At 73.1% G+C, this 18,572-nt stretch carries 15 protein-coding genes and 1 tRNA gene; 3 read left to right on the top strand and 13 right to left on the bottom strand.

Translation table 11 applies throughout. The features are described from left to right. On the bottom strand, window positions 1-877 hold an 877-nt coding region (locus tag B4K29_RS12625), incomplete at its 3' end, for a hypothetical protein (protein ID WP_376786838.1). A gap of 378 nt (window positions 878-1,255) precedes the next feature. Here B4K29_RS12625 and B4K29_RS12620 point away from each other — a divergent pair. Beyond that, on the top strand, window positions 1,256-2,527 hold the full coding sequence (locus B4K29_RS12620) for a multidrug effflux MFS transporter (protein WP_286967546.1): 1,272 nt from the start codon (window positions 1,256-1,258) through the stop codon (window positions 2,525-2,527). Between the two features lie 3 nt (window positions 2,528-2,530). On the opposite strand, the gene B4K29_RS12615 is transcribed toward B4K29_RS12620, so the two are convergent. The 12 genes from B4K29_RS12615 to tmk all read right to left on the bottom strand — a co-directional run bounded on the left by B4K29_RS12615 (window position 2,531) and on the right by tmk (window position 15,292). Further along, window positions 2,531-3,688, bottom strand: coding sequence for an alpha/beta hydrolase (locus B4K29_RS12615; protein WP_286967544.1), 1,158 nt, complete (start codon window positions 3,686-3,688; stop codon window positions 2,531-2,533). 102 nt (window positions 3,689-3,790) lie between these two features. Continuing rightward, the gene (locus B4K29_RS12610; RefSeq protein WP_286967542.1) at window positions 3,791-4,792 is read right to left on the bottom strand and encodes a phosphotransferase family protein; all 1,002 of its coding nucleotides are present in this window, start codon (window positions 4,790-4,792) and stop codon (window positions 3,791-3,793) included. A gap of 246 nt (window positions 4,793-5,038) precedes the next feature. Beyond that, window positions 5,039-5,767: a 3-oxoacid CoA-transferase subunit B gene (locus B4K29_RS12605; RefSeq protein WP_286967540.1), complete on the bottom strand. Its 729-nt coding sequence runs from the start codon at window positions 5,765-5,767 to the stop codon at window positions 5,039-5,041. Continuing rightward, window positions 5,764-6,459, bottom strand: coding sequence for a 3-oxoacid CoA-transferase subunit A (locus B4K29_RS12600; RefSeq protein ID WP_019286511.1), 696 nt, complete (start codon window positions 6,457-6,459; stop codon window positions 5,764-5,766). The genes B4K29_RS12605 and B4K29_RS12600 overlap by 4 nt, the downstream gene beginning before the upstream one ends. Next, window positions 6,456-7,688 carry a thiolase family protein gene (locus tag B4K29_RS12595; protein WP_286967538.1) on the bottom strand — a complete coding sequence of 411 codons (1,233 nt, stop codon included), beginning with the start codon at window positions 7,686-7,688 and terminating at the stop codon, window positions 6,456-6,458. Before B4K29_RS12595 ends, B4K29_RS12600 begins: the two co-directional genes overlap by 4 nt. Window positions 7,689-7,716: 28 nt before the next feature. Continuing rightward, complete coding sequence (locus tag B4K29_RS12590; RefSeq protein WP_286955448.1) at window positions 7,717-8,511, bottom strand: alpha/beta fold hydrolase; 795 nt, start codon at window positions 8,509-8,511, stop codon at window positions 7,717-7,719. A gap of 80 nt (window positions 8,512-8,591) precedes the next feature. Then, window positions 8,592-10,070 (bottom strand): GGDEF domain-containing protein, encoded by a 1,479-nt coding sequence (locus tag B4K29_RS12585; RefSeq protein ID WP_286967536.1) that lies wholly within the window; start codon window positions 10,068-10,070, stop codon window positions 8,592-8,594. Beyond that, window positions 10,067-11,545 carry a GGDEF domain-containing protein gene (locus tag B4K29_RS12580; RefSeq protein WP_239262230.1) on the bottom strand — a complete coding sequence of 493 codons (1,479 nt, stop codon included), beginning with the start codon at window positions 11,543-11,545 and terminating at the stop codon, window positions 10,067-10,069. The genes B4K29_RS12585 and B4K29_RS12580 overlap by 4 nt, the downstream gene beginning before the upstream one ends. A gap of 129 nt (window positions 11,546-11,674) precedes the next feature. Continuing rightward, window positions 11,675-11,748, bottom strand: a tRNA-Thr gene (locus B4K29_RS12575). 76 nt (window positions 11,749-11,824) lie between these two features. Continuing rightward, complete coding sequence (locus B4K29_RS12570) at window positions 11,825-13,420, bottom strand: alpha/beta hydrolase (RefSeq protein ID WP_286967533.1); 1,596 nt, start codon at window positions 13,418-13,420, stop codon at window positions 11,825-11,827. A 106-nt stretch (window positions 13,421-13,526) separates the two neighbouring features. Further along, a complete protein-coding gene (locus tag B4K29_RS12565) occupies window positions 13,527-14,675 on the bottom strand; it encodes a DNA polymerase III subunit delta' (RefSeq protein WP_286967531.1) in 1,149 nt (382 codons plus the stop codon). Beyond that, entirely contained in the window at window positions 14,672-15,292 is a 621-nt protein-coding gene (gene tmk, locus B4K29_RS12560; protein ID WP_029212539.1) for a dTMP kinase, read from the bottom strand. Before tmk ends, B4K29_RS12565 begins: the two co-directional genes overlap by 4 nt. A gap of 168 nt (window positions 15,293-15,460) precedes the next feature. Here tmk and B4K29_RS12555 point away from each other — a divergent pair, with 168 nt between their 5' ends. Together B4K29_RS12555 and B4K29_RS12550 are read left to right on the top strand one after the other, a co-directional pair. Beyond that, complete coding sequence (locus B4K29_RS12555; RefSeq protein WP_286967529.1) at window positions 15,461-17,296, top strand: bifunctional diguanylate cyclase/phosphodiesterase; 1,836 nt, start codon at window positions 15,461-15,463, stop codon at window positions 17,294-17,296. A gap of 143 nt (window positions 17,297-17,439) precedes the next feature. Continuing rightward, the gene (locus B4K29_RS12550) at window positions 17,440-18,528 is read left to right on the top strand and encodes a YihY/virulence factor BrkB family protein (protein WP_019286521.1); all 1,089 of its coding nucleotides are present in this window, start codon (window positions 17,440-17,442) and stop codon (window positions 18,526-18,528) included. Window positions 18,529-18,572 lie beyond the last annotated feature (44 nt).

The following is an 18,572-nucleotide window of genomic DNA, read 5'->3' as shown; positions in this document are numbered from 1 at the left end:
CGTCGGCGGACAGGCTCTCCGAGTCGCGCTGCGCGGCCTCGGCGAGGGCAGCGGCCTCGCGGGCGGCGGCGGCGCGCTGGTCCGCCTCGAGGCGCAGGCCCTCCTGGCGGCGGCGCTCCAGGTCGACGGAGGTCTGGTTGAGCCGGGCGAGCGTCGCGAGCGCCTGGTCCTGGGCGGCCTGGGTGGCCTGGGCGGCGGCGACGGCCGCCTGCTCGGCGGCCCCTGCGCGGGTGCGGGCGGCGAGCGCCGCCGTCTCGTCGGCCTTGCGCTGGTCCTGGGCCCGCTGGGCGGCACGACGCAGCTCGGTCGCCCGCGTGAGGTCGCCCGTGGCCTGGCGCACGACGCCGGTCTGCAGCTCGCCGAGCGTGGCGAGGCCGGAGGCACGGTCGAGGACGGCCTGCGGGCCGCCGGGGCTCACGAGCGCCTCGAGACCGTGCAGGTCGTGGCCCGACTCGTAGGTCTCCGCCGCCACGCGACCGAGGTTGACCTTGGCCGTCGCCAGGGCGTGCTCGGCGGCCCGAGCCTTGGCGTCCGCGTCCGCGAAGGTCTTGGTGGACGCGTCCAGGCGCACCTTGGCGCCGTTGTACTGCTCGGCCGCCAGCGCGGCCTCGCGCCGGGCCACCTCGAGGCGGTCGGCCGCGGCGGCATACTGCGCCTGGGCGGTGGCGACCTGGGCCTCCTGGTCGGCGACGGCCCGGTTGGCCGCGGCCACGTCCTGCTCGGACGGCAGCGACTGCGTGCTGCCGGTGGGGGACGGGGCCGGGTCGGCCGAGGCGGGCGCGACCAGGCCGAGGGTGAGCAGGGCGACCGTCACGCTGACGGACGCGGCGCGTGCGCCGGCCCGTGGGCCGCGACGGACGCGTGGCGTGGACTGCACTGATGTCCCCTCTGGAGCTGTGACCGATCGTGCGCGACGCCCCCCGGGCGACGCGATGGAGAGGGGCCGACCGCGGCTGGCGCGTCGACCCTATGGGTCAAGAGTACGGAGCGAGAGACCGTAGCGGTACGCGGTCCTCGACATCGGGGTGGCCTCACGCTGTGTGACAAGGGACGCAGAGGTGAACATCAGGTGATGCCGGGGAATGACAGGACCGTGTTTCCGCAGGTCACAGCGAGATAACGGGATGCCGCGCAGCGACATAACGAAACGATAACGGACAGGACCGAACGGGTGAAACCCCGGCACGACATACCCCAACGATCCGCACCTATCGCAACTCAGAGTGACGGATCAGCACCGTGTCAGGATGGTCGGGTGACCCCGGCCCGCCCCACCCCCCGACGTGCGGGGATGGGGCTCACCCTCGTGCTCGCCGGGCTGTCGATGTTCGGCCCGTTCAGCATCGATACGGCGTTCCCGGCGTTCCAGCAGATGGGGGCCGAGCTCGGGGTGGGCAGCACGGCCATGCAGCAGGTGGTCAGCGTCTACCTGCTGGCCTTCGCGATCATGAGCCTGGTGCACGGCCCGCTGTCGGACGCCGTTGGCCGGCGCCCGGTCATGGTCGCGGGCATCGCCGTCTTCGTGCTGGCGTCCGTCGGGTGCGCCCTGTCCACCAGCCTCCCCGTCCTGCTGGTCTGCCGCGCCCTGCAGGGGTTCTCGGCCGGAGCGGGCCAGATCGTGAGCCGGGCGGTGGTCCGGGACCTCTTCGACGGGGCCGAGGCCCAGCGGCTGATGAGTCACGTGGCGATGATCTTCGGCGTCGCCCCGGCGATCGCCCCGATCATCGGCGGCGCGCTGCTCGGCCTCGGCCGCTGGCCGTTGGTCTTCTGGTTCCTCGCCGCCTTCGGCCTGCTCATGGCCGGCGCGGTGCTGCTGGTGCTCCCTGAGACCCACCCGCCCAAGGCCCGTACTCCCCTGCGCCTCGGCGCGGCCGTCGGCGGCCTGGTGCGGATCGCCCGCGGGGCGGCCTTCTGGCGGATCGCGCTGGCCTGCACCCTGACCTTCGCCGGCCAGTTCCTCTACATCGCCGGCGCGCCGATCTTCGTGGTGGACCTGCTCGGGCTGGGTAGCGGGGACTTCTGGCTCTTCTTCGTCCCGATGATCGGGTGCATGGTGACCGGCGCCTTCGTCAGCGGACGCCTCGCGGGTCGGATCACCGGACGGACCCAGGTCATGGTCGGTATGACGATCGCCCTGGCCTCGGGCGTGCTCACCGTGGTCCTGGCGGCGACGCCAGACCCGGCCCGTCTCCCCTGGCCCGTGGTCGGCCCCTCGCTGATGGCGCTGGGCGTGGCGATGGCCTTCCCGGTGCTGCAGCTCGCCGTGCTGGACCTCCACCCGGACGCCCGGGGCACGGCGGCGTCCGCATCGTCGTTCGTGCAGCTGGCGTTCAACGCCGCCCTGGCCGGCGTGGTCGTGCCGGTCGCCACCGCGTCGCTGCTGAGCCTCGCCCTGACCAGCCTGCTGCTGATCGTGCTGGGCACCGGGGTGCTGGGCCTGCACCTGCTGGCCACCCGGCCCCGGGCCGGGCGCGGGCTGCGCACGACCCGGCGTCCCGAGCCGCTGGAGCCGACCGACCGGATGTGAGGCTCAGCCCTTGGCCCCGGCGTCCTTGAGCAGGAAGGTGAGGGTCCTCGGCAGGGCCTCGCGCCAGGACGTGTAGGTGTGCCCGGCGTTGTCCACGACCATCGGGGTGATCCCGGGCAGGCCCTTGGTGGCGCCGAAGAACTGCTGCGTCAGCTGCCAGCTCTGGGCGTCGGCCGGCGAGGACATCGCCAGCAGCCGGGTGCGGGCCGGCGGGCGGTTGCGCAGCAGCCACGCCACGTCCGAGCGCTGCAGCAGCGCGGGGTCGCGCTGGAGGACGCTCGCGAGGGTGCCGGTCGAGCCGTCCACCGACGGAGCGAAGTATCCCTGCAGCGACGCCCCGGAGCCGAACGTCTGCGGCTCGGCGGCGTGGAGCTTGGCCGCGCAGTAGCCACCGAGCGACCACCCCAGCACCGACCAGCGGGGACCGGGCTGGACGACGCCGAGCGTGTGCTGCGCCCAGGCGGGCACGTCCCGGGCGAGCCAGGTGTAGGCCTGCGGACCCCCCGGGTAGTCCGTGCACTCCGTGTCCTGCGGGAGCTTGATGTTGACCTCCGGCATGACCGCCACGAACGGCGGGATCTGCTTGGAACGGATCAGCGGGGCGGCCTTCTGTGCGAACTGCAGGGACGTCGCCACGTTGTCGACGGGGCCGTAGGCGCCCCCCAGCACGAACACGACCGGCAGGCCCTTGGCGTTGGCGGCGTGCTCGTGGCCCGGGGGCATCCAGACGACGACCTTGGCGGTCGTCCCGGACTGCACGCCGGACACGACGTAGTCGCGGTAGAGCCCGTCGCCCTTGGGCGGCTGGACCTTGCGGGGAGCCCAGCCACGCACCCGGATCTGCTTCAGCTCGTCCGTGGTCATGGCCCCGCCCGAGGCAGGCTGCGCGACGGCGGCGAACGGGTTGTCGTCCTCGGACGCCGCGGCGAGCGAGGACCAGGTGGGGAAGAAGCCGAAGTCCCGGTTGACGACCAGGACGAGCCCCCCGATGGCGAGCACCTGGGACAGGACGATCGACACCGCCACCCCGGCCGAGACCGCCACGCGGCGCCCCGTCCCCCGCCCTGCCGAGCGGCGGTACACCAGCACCGCCACCACCAGTGGGACTGCCAACGCCAGGCCGATCGCGGCCGCGATGACAAGCCGCGACGTCGGACCCATGTCCCGCCTCCTTCTTGTCTGCTACGCACCGTAGACGCCGACCACGGCCAGGAGGTTGACCATCGGTCGGGTGACCGCCCCGTTCACCCGAGCAGGTCGCTCTCAGGCGAGCGCGCCCGGGTCTGGCGCCACCTCGCGCAGGCCGGAGGTCGCCGCCGCGATGCGACGCTCGGTCAGGCCGGGCTCGTGCCGTCCCTCCGCGAGCAGCCGTCGGTCGTGCAGCGAGCTGAGCAGGCTCTCGCACACCTCCCACGCGTCGCGACGGCCGAGCAGCGACTCGACGGTCTCGGTGGCCCGGAGGTCGGCGGGTGCCGCGTCGAGATAGGCCCGGACGAGCTGCTCGACCTGGTCCCGCCCCAGCCGCACCTGCACGCCCTCGCTCGCGAGCCGCCCCCCGAGGTAGCCGAGGTCGCGGGCGGGGTCGTCGATCTCGGCCCACTCCCAGTCGACCAGCCGCGGCTCGCCGGCCTCGACGAGGACGTTGGCCGCGACGAGGTCCCCGTGCACCAGCGCGAACCGGCGGACCGGCTCGAACCACGGCTCGCGCTCCGCCAGGTAGGCGCGCACCCCCGGCAGCAGCGCCAGCACCTCGGGGTCGGCGACCACCTGCGGCTGGTGCTCGAGCCACCACCCCAGCCCGGCCTCGAAGGCGCCGACGATGCTGACGGTGCTGCGCTGCGGGTCACCGACCGGTCCGCAGCGCGGGTAGGCCCGGTCGTGCAGGCGCGCGATGGCCTGCGCGAGCCTGGTCAGCAGCTCGTCGTCCCAGTCCTCGGTGTCGGTGAGCACCTCGCCGGGCACCAGCCCGACGACCATGGCCGGTATGCCGAGCCGGTCACCGCTCTCGTCCAGGGCCACGGGCTCGGGGCCGACCCCGTCCGGCAGGAGCTGCAGCACCGTGAACTCGTCACGCATGGCGCGCGGCAGGTCCTCGGTGGGGCGACGCACGACCCTCACCACGACGTCGGTGCCCCGGGTGGCGACGTGCCAGGCGGCATACGACTCTCCCTCCCCCAGCAGGCTCACCCACTCGGGGGCGTGGGGCAGGCCGCACCAGGCCCACTCGCGGTCGAGGGCGGCACGCAGGGCGGTCTCGTCGATCACCGCTCCAGGCTAGGCGCCTCGCCCGTGGTGGGCGGTCGTTGCCAGCCGGTCGCTCCGCGCACCGCACGCGCCCGCGAGGGGCGACGGGCGAGGGGCAGGGCGAGGGGCAGGGCGAGGGGACGCGAATGTCGCTCCCGACGGCGTGTCGTGGACCTTCGCGTCCCCTCGCTGCCGATCGATGCCTGTCGGCGCCTGTCGGCGACTGTCGATGCCGGTCGATGCCACCGATGACCCTCGGAGAGCGGCTCAGGCGCGGGGCTCCACGCTGTCGCCCGACTCGGTGCTCCCGTCGATCAGGGGGACGTCGAGGCGCTCGGCCAGCTCGGCGAAGGTGATGCCGTGGGTCTCGCGCACGACCACGCCACGCTCCTCGAGCAGGAACACGGCCTGGCTGGTGTAGACGCGCCGGACGCACGCCAGCCCCGTCGCGGGATAGGTCAGCTCGGGGACGATCTTGGCCGAGCCGTCCTTGGCGAAGAGCGACATCATGACCCAGGTCTGCTTGGCGCCGATGGCGAGGTCCATCGCGCCGCCGACGGCGGGGATGGCGTCGGGTGCGCCGGTGTGCCAGTTGGCGAGGTCGCCCCCGGCCGAGACCTGGAAGGCACCCATGACGCAGACGTCCAGGTGACCGCCACGCATCATCGCGAAGCTGTCGGCGTGGTGGAAGTAGGACGCCCCAGGCAGCTCGGTGACGGCGATCTTGCCGGCGTTGATGAGGTCCACGTCGACGTCCTCGCCGTGCGCCTGCGGACCCATCCCGAGCATGCCGTTCTCGGTGTGCAGGGTGATCTGCTGCTCCGCGCGCAGGTAGTCGCTGATCAGCGTCGGCTGCCCGATCCCGAGGTTGACGAAGGACCCCGGCTCGATGTCGTGGGCGGCCAGCGCGGCGAGCTCCTGCTTGCTCAGCTCGGCATCCGTGCTCGCGCTCGTGCTCGCAGTCGTGCGCGTCGGCTCCGTCGTCGGCTCGGTCATCGCAGGCCCTCCTTGTCGCTGCTGGCGGTGCGCACCTCGACGACGGTGTCGACGAAGATGCCGGGGGTCACGACGACCTCCGGGTCGATCTCCCCTGTGGGGACGAGCTGCTCGACCTGCACCACGCTGCGGGTGACCGCGGTGCACATGGCCGGCCCGAAGTTGCGGGCGGTCTTGCGATAGACGAGGTTGCCCATCGCGTCGCTGCGCAGCGCCTTGACCAGCGCCACGTCGCCGGTGATCGGCGCCTCGAGGACATACCCGCGGCCGTCGATCACCCGCGTCTCCTTGCCCTCGGCGAGCAGGGTGCCGTATGCCGTGGGCGTGAAGAAGCCACCGATCCCGGCGCCCCCCGCGCGGATCCGCTCCGCGAGGGTGCCCTGCGGCACGACCTCGAGCTCGAGCCGCCCGGCGCGATAGGCCTCGTCGAAGTGCCACGAGTCGCTCTGGCGCGGGAACGAGCAGATCATCTTGGCGACCTGGCCGTTCTTGATCAGGGCGGCCAGGCCCTCGTCGCCGTTGCCGGCGTTGTTGTTGACGACGGTGAGGCCGCTGGCCCCGCTGCGGATCAGCGCCTCGATCAGCTCGACCGGCTGCCCGGCGATGCCGAAGCCCCCGATCAGCACGGTGTCACCGTCCTCGACGATGCTGACCGCCTCGTCGACGTCCGCGGCCACGTGCAGCCCGCTCATCGTGCTCCCTCCCTCGTGCCGGTGGTGCCGGCGCTGGCGACGTTCTCGACGACGACGGCGAGCCCCTGGCCGACGCCGATGCAGATCCCGGCCAGGCCGTAGCGCCCACCGGTCGCGGCCAGGCGACGAGCCACCGTGCCGAGCACGCGCAACCCCGATGCGCCGAGGGGGTGGCCGATGGCGATCGCCCCGCCCCAGCGGTTGACGACGTCCACGTCGAGGCCGTCGCGCTCCCATGCGTCCAGGCAGGCCAGGGACTGGGCGGCGAAGGCCTCGTTGAGCTCGACCGCGTCGATGTCGCTCCAGGTCAGGCCCGCGCGGCGCAGCGCCTGCTCCGCCGCCGCGACGGGCGCGTAGCCGAAGTACTGCGGCTCGTTCGCGGCCTCGCCGCGGGAGACGATCTGCGCCAGGGGGTCGCGCCCCAGCAGCTCGGCCGCCCGTTCGGAGCCCACGAACGCGGCGGACGCCCCGTCATTGAGGGGCGAGGCGTTGCCCGCGGTGACCGTGCCGCCCTCCGTGCAAAAGACGGTCTTGAGCCCGGCCAGGGTCTCGGGGGTCGAGCCCGGGCGGATGCCCTCGTCCCGCTCGAGGTCCGTCCCGGGCACGGTGACCACGTGGTCGGCATACCGGCCCTCGTCCCAGGCCGCAGCGGCGAGCCGGTGCGACTCGGCAGCGAAGGCGTCCTGCCGCTCGCGCGAGACCCCGTGGAGCTCGGCGAGCTGCTCCGTCGCCTCCCCGAGGCTGACGGTCCACCGGCCAGGCATGCGGGGGTTGACCAGGCGCCACCCGAGAGCGGTGCTCTCGGCGGTGAGGTTGTGGGCGGGGTAGGGCTTGCTGGTCTTGGGCAGCACCCATGGGTCGCGGCTCATCGACTCCACGCCGCCGACGAGGACCAGGTCGGCGTCGCCCGCCATCACCTGCCGCGAGGCGACCATGGCGGCGTCGAGCGACGACCCGCAGAGCCGGTTGACCGTGCTGCCGGGGATCGAGACGGGCAGGCCGGCGAGCAGCGTGGCCATGCGGGCGACGTTGCGGTTCTCCTCGCCGGCGCCGTTGGCGTTGCCGAAGGTCACGGCGTCGATGCGCTCGGGGTCGAGCCCGGGCGAGCGGTCGACCAGGTCGCGCACGACGTGGGCCGCGAGGTCGTCGGGCCGGGTGCCGGCCAGGGCCCCGCCGAACCGCCCGAAGGGCGTCCGGACGGCGTCGTAGAGATAGGTGTCGGTGGTCATGATCGTTCTCCTTCGAACGTCGTCGGTGTCAGCGGCAGAAGGCGAGAAGGGCCTCGGCGGTGCCGGTCGGGTCCTCCACCGGGGCCTGGTGCCCGACCTCGGGCAGGATCACGGCGCGGCCGTCGGCCACCCCGGAGGCGACCTGCTCCGCGGCCGCGGGCGGAACGACCTGGTCGGCGGCCCCGTTGAGCACCAGCACCGGGTCGGTCACCTCGCCCAGCCGGTCGCTCAGGTCGTATGCCGCGAGCGCCTCGCAGCACGCCGCATAGCCCTCGTCGTCGACCTCGTGCGCGAGGTCGTGCAGCAGGCCCCCCGCGACCTGCGGCTCACGATCGGCGAAGCCGGGCGCGAACCACCGCGCCGCCGAGCCCTCGACGAGCGCCGGCGTCCCCTGGGCGCGGACCGTGACGGCTCGCTGCGTCCACGCCTCGGGGGTGCCGAGCGCCGCGGCGGAGCACACCAGGGCGACGGCGGCGAACGCGCCCGGGTGGTCGGCGGCGGCCTGCAGGCCGGTCGCCCCGCCGAGGCTCACGCCCGCGTAGTACGCCGGCAGGCCGGGGGTGCCGCGACGGGCGGCCAGCTCGACCACGGCGCTCGCGAGGTCGGCGACGCTGAACGACCCGGCAGAGCCGTCGTGGTGCGTCCGGCCGTGACCGGGCAGGTCCCACCCGAGGACGTGGTAGCGGTCACCCAGCAAGGGAAGGACGGGGGCCCACAGCCGCTCGACGGCCACGCCGAGGGAGGAGCCGAGGACGAGCAGGGGCTTGGGCTGCCCGGCGGCACCGGACGAGGACAGCGGGACGACGGCGACGGGCACGCTCACGGCGGGGCTCCTGGTGGTCGGGGTGGCACCAGCCTACGGCGTGTTCGCAGGATGCACGCCTGTTCGATATGCGCACCGCGTCAGGCGCTGATGCAGCTCCTATCGCGTCCGGCGGCCTTGGCGGCATACAGGGAGGCGTCGGCGCGCCCGATGACGTCCTCGGCGGTGTCCCCGGCCCGCAGGCTCGTGATCCCCGCCGAGAAGGTCTGGCCGCGCGGCGTCGCGCGGCGCATCCGCTGCAGGACCGCGCGGGTCTCGGCCACGGTGCCCTCGGGCATGATGACGACGAACTCCTCACCGCCATAGCGGAAGAGCATGTCCCCCGGGCCGATCACCGACGCCCAGGACAGGCCAGCGGCCCGGAGCAGGCGGTCGCCCTGGAGGTGCCCGTGGGTGTCGTTGAAGCTCTTGAAGTGGTCCAGGTCGAGCAGGGCCACGGTCAGGCCGGCCAGTCGCCCCTGCTCCACCTGCCCGATGCTGTCGTGCAGCAGCCGCATCCCCGCCCGCCGGTTGGGGAGCTGGGTGAGCTCGTCGGTGCGCGCGGTCTGCTCGAGCTCGTTGGCCTGCTTCTCGAGGCGGCGCACGAGGATCAGGACGCGTACGCAGACGAGGACGACCATCATCGCGGTGCCCACGAGCGACAGCACGACCGACGAGGGCGTCGCCGGGGCGCGGCCGACCATGGTCTGCACCGCGATGGTCATCATCGGCGCCACCACGGCCCCCACCATCATCAGCACCCCGGAGCGCGACACCCGCGAGCTGGGCTCGCGCACCGGGCGGCCGGACAGGACGGCGGCGGCGGCGAGGAGCACGGACTGCACCATCCACAGCGCCGGGGGCCAGTACCACGTGTCCGTGAGGCCCACCACGAAGTAGCCGAACCAGATGTCGGCGACGACGTCGACCATGGCCGACAGCGCCAGCGCGCGCGTGCACCACTCGTGCGCGGACCGGGCGCTCAGCACCGCCACGGCGCCGGCGATCGCGAGCACGTCGCACAGCGGGTAGGAGCTCACCAGCAGGGATCGCAGGTCGCTGCCCCCCGGGGCGAGCAGGATCTGCTGGCCGATGAGCAGCCACCACACGACCGACAGGCTCACGGCGCACAGCACCACGTCGAGGACGACCGCCGCTCCGGCGACGATTCCCTCCCGGCGCGCCATGCCCACGAGGGCGGCGAACAGGCACAGGTAGGACAGGATCCCGACGAGCGAGGTGGAGGACCAGCTGTCCAGGCTGACGGACCGGACGGCCTGGACGGCGACCACGACGTCGCCCACCAGCCACAGCAGCATCGCCGCGAGCAGCAGTCGCCGCTCGCCCCGGAATGCCGGTCGGGTGCGCGCGACCCCGTAGGCGAACACGGCCGTGGACAGCACCCGCGAACCGACGTAGACGGCCCCCTGGGCCTCCGGGGTCCCGACGACCCAGTAGATCCCCTGCGCGACGACGAGCACGAGGGCCAGCAGGCCCAGGGCGAGCGCGTCCTGCCGTCGCCGGCGCAGGCTCCCGGCGCGCTCGTAGGAGCTGGGGCCGACCTCGACGCGGGCGCTCACGCGATCACCATCGTGCGGGCGCGGCCCGCCTCCTTGGCGGCGTAGAGCGAGACGTCGGCGCGCGCGAGAAGCGTCTCGGACGAGTCGCCGTCGGACCAGGCGGCCAGCCCCGCGGAGAAGGTCTGGTCGTCCGGGGTCGCCGCGCGCATCCGGGCGAGGATCTTTTCGGCGTCGGCGACGGACCGGTTGGGCAGGATCACGACGAACTCCTCGCCGCCATAGCGATAGATCGACCCGTCGTCGTCCAGCACCTGGATCCAGGCGCGGGCGGACGCCCGCAGGATGCGGTCACCCTGCAGGTGGCCATGGGCATCGTTGAAGCTCTTGAAATTGTCCAGGTCGAGCATCCCCACGGTGAGGCGGGCGCCCACCCCGGTCATGGCGGCGGCGATCGCCTCGTCCATCAGGCGCAGTCCGGCCCGCCGGTTGGCCAGGCCCGTCAGCTCGTCGGTGCGGGCGGTCCGGGCCAGCTGGTCGGACTGTTTCTCGATCCTGCGCACGAGCACCAGCACCCGGGTGGCGGCGATGAGCAGTAGCAGCAGGGTCCCCGCGAGGGTCGCGAGCACGGCCGAGGCATGCGTGTGCCGCCCGAGCGCGGACAGGACGGCCAGCACGGTGGCGGGGCCGACGAGGGCCGACACGACGAGCAGCACCCCAGCGACCGAGACCCGCGAGGCCAGCTCCCGGCCTGGTCGCCGACCGAGGACCGACGCCGTCGCGAGCAGGGTGCTCTGCACCATCCACAGCGCGTACACCCAGCGGTTGCTGGGCATCTCGCCGCTGACGTAGAGGCCGAAGCCGACGTCCGAGACGGCCCCCACCAGCATCCCCAGCACGAGCAGCCGATAGGAGATGGCATGGGCCGAGCGGGAGCTGAGCAGCACCGCGGCCGCCGCCACGATCAGGCTGTCCCCGAGCGGATAGGCGGCGGCGAGCAGGGTCGTCGAGCGGGCCTGGTCGGGGTGCGAGAAGAGCTCTTGGCCGACGAGCAGCCACCAGCAGATCGCCAGGCTCACCACGCACGCCATCGAGTCCAGCCACAGCGCCGACCCCCGCACGAAGCCGTCCTTGCAGGCGAGGCGCACCACGCCGGCGCACATGAGCACGAAACCAGCCATGTCGAAGACCCCGGCGGGCGTCCAGTCGCCATACTCACCGAGGACGGCGATGCGCACGGCCACGGCCACCTCGGCCAGGGCCCAGACGACCATGCCGGCCAGCATCAGCCCCCAGTCCCGCCGGAATCCCGGACGGGCACGGGCGACGCCCCAGGCGAAGGTCACCACCGCGGCGACCCGCATGACGATGAAGGCCACGCTCGCGACCCTTTCGTCGGAGGTCCAGTAGACGAGCTGCAGCAGCACGAACAGAGATCCGAGGACGACGAGGACCCGGTCGTCCTGTCGGAACGACCGGGACTCGGGGTCGCCGTCAGTGGTGGGCCCTGGCGGGTTGCCGGCCATGGGCTCGCGCATGCCGCTCATCCTAGGTAGCCCACCGTGATCGCGCAGGCACGCTGAGGTGATTCACAGCAAAGAAGCGGTCACTGCGGTGAGGTGCGGCACAACAGCGAGGCCCCCGACCGGAGTCGGGGGCCTAGTCTGAGCCGCTTGTCGGAATCGAACCGACGACCTATTCATTACGAGTGAATCGCTCTGGCCGACTGAGCTAAAGCGGCAGGAACGTCAGCGGGCCGACGCTCGGCGCCCCACTATACAGGCCGGGCAGGCGCCGACCGAATCCGTCGAGCCAGCTCAGCACTTCGCGCCGTCGGCCGGCACCTTGCCCTTGACGAGGTAGTCGTCGACGAGACGGTCGAGGCAGTTGTTGCCCTGCTGGTATGCCGTGTGGCCGTCGCCGTCCCGCGTCACCAGCACGCCCTTGTCGAGCTCCTTGGCGAGCGCCACGGAGTTCTCGTACGGCGTGGCGGGGTCGCGCGTCGTCCCGAGGACGAGGATGGGACCGGATCCCTTGGCGCTGATGGGGGCGGCCTTGCCGGTGGCCGGCACCGGCCAGACGCCGCACACCGCATCGCCCCACGCCATGAAGCGGCCCCAGGTCGGCGCGACGGCAAGGAAATCCTTCTCGTCCGCGGCGTACCGTGCCGCGTCCCCCGGCACGGGACGGTCCAGGCAGTTGACGGCGTTGATGGCCTGCAGCATGTTGCCGTTGTAGCTGCCGTCCGCCTGACGGTCGGCGTACTGCGTCGCGAGGCGCATGAGCCCGGAGCCGTCACCGCCCTTGGCCGCGCGCAGCGCACCGTCGAGCTCCGGCCACAGCTGGTCGGAGTACATCGGCAGCGCCAGGCCCATCGAGGCCCACCCCTCGGTCAAGGTGCCGGTGCCGACGCCGGGCGCGGGCAGCGGCTTGGCATCGATCTGCTTGAGCAGGTCGGCGAGACCCTTCATCACCTCGTCCACCGAGCCGCCGACCGGACAGCTGCCGGTGTCGACACAGTGCTGCGCGTAGGCCCGGGTGGCGCGCTCGAACCCGGTGGCCTGCCCCAGGGCGGATTGCTTGCCGTCCTGCGCGGGGTCGATGACGCCGTCGAGCACCATCTGCCCCACGTGCTGGGGGAACAGCCCGGCATACGTGGCGCCGAGGAAGGTCCCGTAGGACGCCCCGAAGTAGTTGAGCCGCTGGTCGCCGAGGGTGGCCCGCAGCACGTCCATGTCCTTGGCCGCCTCGACGGTGGACACGTGAGCGAGCAGATCGCCCGTGCGCTGCTTGCAGGCCTCGCCGAAGGCCTTGTTGGCGGCCATGAGCTGGCCCTGCTCGGCGGGGGTGTCCGGGGTCGGGTCGCCGCCGAGCAGGTCGTCCATCTGCCGGGGGTCCAGGCAGGTGACCGGCTGGGACTTGGCGACGCCGCGCGGGTCGAAGCCCACGACGTCGAAGCGTCGCTGGACGTTGCCGGCCAGCGTCGGGGCGAACCAGTCGACCATGTCGACCCCGGAGGCGCCAGGGCCCCCCGGGTTGAGCACGAGGGACCCGGTGCGCGAGCTCGACGAGGACTTCTGCCGCTTGAGCGCGAGCCGCAGCGTCGCGCCGTCGGGCTTGTCGTAGTCCACGGGCACGGTCAGCCAGCTGCACTCGAACCGGCCGCACAGCTCCCACGTCAGCTGCTGGCCGTAGTACTTCGCGAGGTCAGGGGCGTGCGAGGCGGTGGCCGTGCTCGTGGCGCTCGACCCGCTCGACCCGGTCGCGGAGGAACCGCTCGGGCTCGCGCTGCTCGGGCTGGTGGTTGCGCTCGTGCCCCCGGTCCCGGGGATGGCGCAGGCCCCGAGCAGCAGGGAGGCCGCCGCGATGGACGTGGCGGAGCGTGCGGTGCGCGACCGGCGCAGCGAGGTCATGCGGGGCCTTTCGGGGACGAGGACGTATGCCGGGAGAGGGCCGGCGTCGTCGAGGCCCCCTGTCTCTCCCCCACGGTAGCCGTCTCGCCTGGGAGGGACGGAACTGTCAGCGCGGCAGTCTCAAGGACAGACACATGGCCTCGAGCGCGAGCAGCGGCGCCACGTTGCGGTCGATCCGCTCCCTCGCTGTGCCGATCGCGTCGATCGCGTGCAGGAGGCCTTCGGGTGTGAAGGCCTGCGCCACCTGCGAGACCAACGGCCCCAGCTCGGTGTTGACCAGGGGGACTGGCGTGCCGAGCCGCAGCACCAGCGCGTCGCGATAGACGCTCATCAGGTCGACGAGCGAGCGGTCCACGACGTCGCGGGCGAAGCGGGTGGCCCGCTGCTTCTGCTCGCGCTCGAGGGCGGCCACCGCGGAGCGCACGTGCGGGGGCTGGGTGCGCGAGGCGGGGTCGGCCCCGAGCCGCTCGAGCAGCTGGCGGCGCTCGGCGGCGTCGCGGTCGGCGCTGGAGGCCCCCGACTCCTCGTCCGCGATCGAGGCGAGGTCCGCCGCCGCATCGATGGCGTCACCCACCCGGCGGATCCGCCCCGCGATGGAGACGGTCGTGTGCCGGCGCTCGCGGGCGCCGTCGTCGGTGGCGAGCCGCTTGGCGATCCCGATGTGGCTCTGGGCCGCGCGGGCGGCATACGCGGCCATGGCCGGGTCGATGCCGTCGCGGCGCACGAGCAGCTCCGCCACGGCATCGACGGGAGGGGTCCGCAGGCGCACGTGCCGCGATCGCGAGCGCACCGTGATGATCACGTCGTCGAGCGACGGCGCGCACAGCAGCCAGACGGTGCGCGACACCGGCTCCTCGATGACCTTGAGCAGCGCGTTGGCGGCCTGCTCGGTCAGGCGGTCGGCGTCCTCGATCACGATGACGCGGTAGCGGCCGACGGAGGGGAGGGTCGACCCGAGCCGCACCAGCTCGCGCGCCTGCTCGACGCCGATGGACAGTCCCGAGGTCGCGACCAGGGAGACGTCGGCGTGGGTGCCGTCCATGGCGGTGCGGCACTCCAGGCAGGACCCGCAGCCGCCCTCGGGGCACTGCAGGGCAGCGGCGAAGCTGCGGGCGGCCACCGAGCGGCCCGACCCGGGCGGGCCGGTGAGCAGCCAGGCGTGGGTCATGGCGTCGGGGTCGGCCACCGCCCGGCTGAGGGTGGTCACCGCCTCGGGCTGCCCGACGGTCTGCTCCCAGACGCCGGGGGCGGTCACGAGAGCACCTCCGCCAGGCGACCGCGCACGAGGGCGTGGATCTCGGCGGGTGCCAGGGTGGCGTCCACGACGAGGTAGCGCCCGGGCTCCGCGGCGGCGAGGTCCAGGAACCCGGACCGCACCCGGTGGTGGAAGTCGTCGGGCTCGGACTCGAGCCGGTCGTGCTCGTCGCCCCGCCGCTCGCGACCGGTGCCCGCCTCGACGTCGAGCAGCACGGTGAGGTCGGGCAGCAGCCCCTCGACCGCCCACAGCGACAGCTGCCGCACCTCCTCGCCCGCCAGGTCGCGCCCCGCGCCCTGGTAGGCCACCGACGAGTCGAGGTAGCGGTCGGTCACCACGACCTCGCCGCGGGCGAGGGCGGGCCGCACCACCGCGTGCACGTGGTGGGCCCGGTCGGCGGCGAAGAGCAGCGCCTCGGCCCGCGGCGACACGTCGTCCCCGTGGAGGAGCAGCCGCCGGATCTCGGCGCCGAGCTCGGAGCCCCCGGGCTCGCGCGTCAGCAGGACCGTGCGCCCCTGGGCCTCCAGCCACTCCTGCAGCAGCCGAGCCTGCGTCGACTTGCCCGCACCGTCGCCGCCCTCGAGGGCCACGAACACCCCGCGCCCACCCTGTCCCATCGTCACGTGCTCGAGCCTAGAGCAGGGCGCCGACAGGGGGTCTGCCCGGCGCCCGGCTCGGTGACGCTGCGTGCCCGAGCGGCACCTCGCGGACACGGTCCGCCCCCTCCGGCGTCGCTTCCCGGTCACGGGGCAACAACGGTCGTCTCCCGGCCATACCCTGGACCCGTGACGCAGGGGGACCAGGGGCAGACGAGGGGCGGGCGCGCCGAGGCCGACACGCTGGCTGCGGTCGCCCGCCTCGCCGAGGCCCTGCCCGCCGACGCCCGGCGCGAGCAGTTCGTGCAGGCGCTCCGACATCACCTGCCCCGCGTCATCGGCGCTGAGCGGATCGAGCTGGGGCTGGTCACCGGGTCCGACGGCCACGTCGAGTGCCACGTCTTCGCCGGCACCCTGCCGGGCGAGCCAACCGTCCACCAGCGCCCCGTGACCACCGGCTGCTTCGTCCGCGTCCTGCGGTCGCGGACCCAGCTGATCCCCGACCTGCGGGAGGCGGACGACCCCGAGCTGCAGCCACTCGTCGAGGCGAGGCTGCGCCAGCGTCTGGTCCTCGCCGTGCACGCCGGCACAGCCACGATCGGCGTGCTGGCGGTGACCAGCGCTTCCGCCATACGACCCGAGACGATCCAGGCAGCCACACTGGTGGCGGCCGTCCTCTCCGCCCGGGGCACCCAGCTCTCGGGCCTGGCGGCCCCGGACTCCCTGCTCACGCTCGAGGCGCAGCTGGCCGACCTGCGATCGACCAACCAGACCCTCCAGCGCACCGACGCCCTGACCCGGCTGCCCAACCGCGCGGCCGCCTTCGAGGCGATCGGCCGGGCCCGCGCGGGCGAGCCGGCGGACGGCGCCTTCGCCTACATCGACGTCGACCATCTCAAGATGACCAACGACCGGCTCGGCCACGGGTCCGGCGACGAGGTGCTCCGCGGGGTGGCCGACCGTCTGCTCCGGCTGAGCGGGCCGACGCCGGTCGCCGTCTTCCGCGTCGGCGGGGACGAGTTCGGGGCGCTGAGCCGGGGCACGGTCCAGGAGCTGCGAGCCGCGCTCGAGGAGCTGTCCGTCGACCTGGCCCGCGACCCGCTGCGCATCGACGGGCGCGAGGTGCCCGTCGCGTTCTCCGCCGGCGTCTATGCCATCTCCGGTCACGACCAGGGCATCGAGGAGATCGTCTCCCGCGCCGAGTCCGCGGCCCACGAGGCCAAGCGCAGCGGTCGCGGACGGGTCCTCGTCCACGTGCCCGGCGACCCGGGACGCGCCGACACCCACCACGAGCGGCTGCAGATGGACGAGGTGCGTTCCGCGGTGCTCACCGGGCGTCTGTCGATGGTGGCCCAGCCCATCCGCAGCGTCGTGCAGGGCGTCGAGGCCCCCATGGACGCCGAGGTCCTCGTCCGGCTGGCCGACGAGGCCGGACGCACCCTGCTGCCCGACGACTTCGTGGCCCTGGCCGAGCAGTATGACGTCGTCAACGCCCTCGACCGCGCCGTCCTGTCCCGCGTGGTCGAGACCCTCGCCGACGGGGCCCCGCAGCGTCGCGTCTCCTGCAACGTCAGCCCGCACAGCCTGCTCGACCCCACCTTCGTCGACTGGGCCGACGACCTGATCCGCGGCAGCGGCCAGGGCCGCCGTCTGGTGCTCGAGCTGACCGAGCGGCTGCCCATCGGCACGGTCGAGGAGGTGCGGTCCGGCATGGTCCACCTCGGCGACGCCGGCGTGCGCTTCGCCCTCGACGACTTCGGGGCGGGCACGACCAGCTATGGCAACCTGCGCGTCCTGCCCATCGACGTCCTCAAGATCGACGGCGTGCTCGTGCGCGGGTGCCTCACCAGCACCGTCGACCACGCGATGCTGCGCTCGGCCGTCGAGGTGGCCGACGCGCTCGGCATACGGTCCGTCGCCGAGGGGGTGGAGACCGCCGAGCAGCTGTCCGCCGTCGTCGAGCTGGGGGCGCACGCCGTGCAGGGCTACTACTTCGGCCAGCCCCTCCCCTGGCCGGCGGTCTGAGGCAGGCGGCCTGAGGCAGGCGGCCGACCGCCAGGCGAGATCGGCCAGGTGGCACGGCGATTGACCCCCGCCGGCGGGGGCGCATGTGGTTGTCTTGTGGACAAACCCCCCACCTCCCCCCTTCCCTCACAGGAGCCTCCCCCATGGCCACACGTCACCCCTCCGACTCGGACGAGTCCCGCACGACCGACGAGGAGCGCCCGGTCGGCGCCCGCACGCACGACGACCCCGACGGGCACGGCAAGCCCGACGAGATGGACGACCTGCCCGGCGCCAACTGGAAGTACGCCTTCAAGCGCACGACCAAGGAGTTCACCCGGGACCAGTGCACCGACCTCGCGGCCGCCCTGACCTACTACGCCGTGCTGTCGCTGTTCCCGGCCGTCCTGGCGCTGACCTCCCTGCTCGGCCTCTTCGGCCAGGATCCGGGCACCGTCGACAAGATGCTGGACGGCGTCCGCCAGCTCTCGCCGCAGGCCGTCGACACCGTCGGCCCGATCATCAAGGAGATCTCCGGCTCCCAGGCGTCCGGCGTCGCCCTGGTCGTCGGTCTGCTCACCGCGCTGTGGTCGGCCTCCGGCTACATCGGCGCCTTCGGCCGCGCGATGAACCGCATCTACGACGTGCAGGAAGGGCGCCCCTTCCTCAAGCTGCGACCGCTGCAGCTGCTCATCACCCTGATCACGCTGACCCTGGTCGCCCTCGCCGGCATCATGCTGGTCGTCAGCGGCGGCATCGCGCAGTGGGTCGGCGGACTCATCGGCCTCGGCGACACCGCCGTGACGGTGTGGAACATCGCGAAGTGGCCCGTCATCGGCCTGATCGTCATCCTGGTCATCGCGCTGCTCTACTACGCGACCCCCAACGTCAAGCAGCCGAAGTTCAAGTGGTTCAGCCCCGGCGCGGCCCTGGCCTTCGTCACCTGGATCCTGGCGTCCGTCGCCTTCGGCTTCTACGTGTCCAACTTCGGGTCCTACAACAAGACCTACGGCTCGATCGCGGGTGTGGTCGTCTTCCTCCTGTGGCTGTGGATCACCAACCTGGCGCTGCTCTTCGGTGCGGAGTTCGACTCCGAGGTCGAGCGCTCCCGGCAGCTCGCCGCGGGCATGCCCGCCGAGGACCAGGTGCTCCTGCCGCCCCGCGACGACAAGGGGATCAAGAAGCAGGAGAAGACCCTCGACGAGCTCAAGCTCGAGGCGTCCGACCTGCGCCGCGAGGGCCGGCGCGACTGACCCGCGCCTCCCCTCTCTGACGAAGATCGTGAGTGTCTGGTCCA

The sequence above is a fragment of the Arsenicicoccus sp. UBA6765 genome, assembly GCF_002453335.1.
Classification (GTDB): domain Bacteria; phylum Actinomycetota; class Actinomycetes; order Actinomycetales; family Dermatophilaceae; genus Arsenicicoccus; species Arsenicicoccus bolidensis.
Note: the sequence above shows the minus strand (reverse complement) of the source record. Positions and strands in the feature narration are given on the sequence as shown.

Bases quoted from the DNA above. Each gene is read 5' to 3' on its own strand.
- B4K29_RS12615 (WP_286967544.1), bottom strand. From the start codon at position 3,688: ATGGGTCCGACGTCGCGGCTTGTCATCGCGGCCGCGATCGGCCTGGCG.
- B4K29_RS12570 (WP_286967533.1), bottom strand. From the start codon at position 13,420: ATGACCTCGCTGCGCCGGTCGCGCACCGCACGCTCCGCCACGTCCATC.
- B4K29_RS12550 (WP_019286521.1), top strand. From the start codon at position 17,440: ATGGCCACACGTCACCCCTCCGACTCGGACGAGTCCCGCACGACCGAC.
- B4K29_RS12600 (WP_019286511.1), bottom strand. From the start codon at position 6,459: ATGAGCGGGCTGCACGTGGCCGCGGACGTCGACGAGGCGGTCAGCATC.
- B4K29_RS12595 (WP_286967538.1), bottom strand. From the start codon at position 7,688: ATGACCACCGACACCTATCTCTACGACGCCGTCCGGACGCCCTTCGGG.
- B4K29_RS12580 (WP_239262230.1), bottom strand. From the start codon at position 11,545: ATGCGCGAGCCCATGGCCGGCAACCCGCCAGGGCCCACCACTGACGGC.
- B4K29_RS12605 (WP_286967540.1), bottom strand. From the start codon at position 5,767: ATGACCGAGCCGACGACGGAGCCGACGCGCACGACTGCGAGCACGAGC.
- tmk (WP_029212539.1), bottom strand. From the start codon at position 15,292: ATGGGACAGGGTGGGCGCGGGGTGTTCGTGGCCCTCGAGGGCGGCGAC.